A 2043-nucleotide genomic window follows, 5' to 3' on the forward strand; every position below is an offset into this window, starting at 1 on the left:
GAGTGCGATCCACAAACCCCACCTACCACAAGATGTAACCTCGGTTTACCGTGGCATCTGTGGCGAGCAGTTCCACGGCAGCAGCGCTTCGTAATCTTCTACTGACGAGGCGTGCGGCAATCGCTCCAGTACGTGGCGCAGCCACGTATAGGGCTCTTGGCCGTTGACCTTGGCTGTCTCGACCAAACTGTAGATCTGCGCACTGGCCGTGGCGCCTTTAGGCGTGTCACTGAACAGCCACGCCTTGCGCCCAATAACAAACGGCTTTATCGCACGCTCCGCCAAGTTGTTATCGATCGGCAAATGGCCGGCCTCCACATAGCGTTCCAACCGGCTCCAGTTGTTCGCCAGGTAATTCACCGCCTTGCCCAGCACACTTTGCGGCGTGACTTGGGACTGCGTTTTCTCCAGCCAACTTTTCAACTCGGCGAGTACCGGCAAGCTTCTCTCCTGCCGACCGATAAACCGCTGTTCATCGCAGGCATCCTTGAGCTCGCGTTCGATGCCATACAACTTGCTCATCATCGCCAGCACGATATCGGCGCGACCGGTCTTGCCCTTGGGCTGTACCTTCTGCGCTTCGACGAACTTGCGTCGCGCATGGACCATACACGCCAAACGCTCAACTCCGGGTTGCAACGCCAATGCGTTGTAACCCGGATAATCATCGGTCATCACGTAGCCGCGATAGTCGCCGAGCAGGCGCAACGGCACCTCCTGCGCTCGGCTGGTGGTGTAGTCAAAAAGGATCACTGGCCGCTCTGGCGGGCCGCTGGCTTGCACCCACATCCAGGATTGGCTGGTCGGGTCTCGATCCGGTTCCTTGAGTACCTGGACGCGGGTTTCGTCGCAGTGGATCACCGGACTTTCCAGTAATCGATCACGCATCAGGTTCAGCAGTGGCTGAAAGTGTTCACTGCACTGGATCACCCAACGCGCCAGGGTTTGCCGTGGAATATCGACGCCGTGTCGACTCAGTACACTTTCAAAACGATGCAGCGGCAGACCATCGACATACTTGGTGGTCAACAACATCGCCAGCACACTGGGGCTGGCCATGCTCTTTTCGATTATCTGAGCGGGTTTGTCAGCGGTGACCGGCGCGGTTTCACAACTGCGGCAACCGTACACTTTGCGGATGTGTTTGAGTACGCGGATCTGCATCGGCACGATCTCCAGCTGTTCGCTGGTTTCTTCGCCAATGACGTGTTTGCGACAGCCGCAGGCGCAGGTCAGTTCGTGCTCTGGAAGTTCGTGGATAACTTCGATGCGCGGCAAGTCAGTCGACAACGGCTTGCGCTTGCCACGGCGCTTGGTAGGAGCAACGGCTTCTTCGTCAGACTCGTCGCAGACCGGAACAGCGAGACTTTCAGGTTCATTAAAGAGCGCGAGCTGTGGCGTCTGCGGATCGACGGTTTGTTCTGATTTACGCCCGAAAAAACGTTCACGCCATAGCCGGATCTGTTCTTTCAGATCAACAATCTGGTCTTTGTCCACCTGACGCTCACTGAGCATCTGCACAAGCATTTGCTTGAGCAGAACCGGATCATCGGGGAGGTCGTCGGGCATGGAAATCATGGCCCGGATTATATCCAACTACGCGACAAATCGCGGCGTCAAAACCTGATGCGGACGGTTGCGCCAGAGATCAAAACCGTCGAGCAGCCAGTTCAGTTCCTGAACCGTCAGGACAATGGCTTCATCCGTATCGTCAGGGGACGTTTTGAATCGTTCGGATTCGAGGCGCTTGAGCCAAAGGCAGAAGCCGTTGCGCTCCCAATAAAGTATTTTCACCCGATTACGGGGGCGATTCAGAAAAACAAAAAGCACGGGATCGAACACTGCCACTTTGATATCCAATTCAACCAGGGCGGCGAGGCCGTCGATGGACTTTCGGAAATCGACAGGTTTGGGGTAGAGATAGACTTTTTCGACCTTGGCGTCGGGACGCATCATGGTTGCGGGCTCCTAAGGGAAATCGGGAGCACAGCATCAGCTGTCAGCTATTCGTTTGGAATGTGGGGTTCGTGGAGCGGATACAGT

At 56.1% G+C, this 2043-nt stretch carries 2 protein-coding genes; both read right to left on the reverse strand.

Features of this window, described 5'->3' with window-relative positions; translation table 11 throughout:
- Positions 1–45 precede the first annotated feature (45 nt).
- Positions 46–1578, reverse strand: coding sequence for an IS66 family transposase (gene tnpC / locus AACY36_RS28120; protein WP_339497766.1), 1533 nt, complete (start codon positions 1576–1578; stop codon positions 46–48).
- A gap of 18 nt (positions 1579–1596) precedes the next feature.
- On the reverse strand, positions 1597–1956 hold the full coding sequence (tnpB, locus tag AACY36_RS28125) for an IS66 family insertion sequence element accessory protein TnpB (protein ID WP_060766773.1): 360 nt from the start codon (positions 1954–1956) through the stop codon (positions 1597–1599).
- Positions 1957–2043: the final 87 nt, after the last annotated feature.

It is taken from the genome of Pseudomonas sp. EA_15y_Pfl1_P101 (assembly GCF_963970835.1).
GTDB lineage: Bacteria > Pseudomonadota > Gammaproteobacteria > Pseudomonadales > Pseudomonadaceae > Aquipseudomonas > Aquipseudomonas tritici.

What these genes read in the sequence shown, in the direction of transcription:
- tnpC (WP_339497766.1), bottom strand. Translation starts at nt 1,578, where the DNA reads ATGATTTCCATGCCCGACGACCTCCCCGATGATCCGGTTCTGCTCAAG.
- tnpB (WP_060766773.1), bottom strand. Translation starts at nt 1,956, where the DNA reads ATGATGCGTCCCGACGCCAAGGTCGAAAAAGTCTATCTCTACCCCAAA.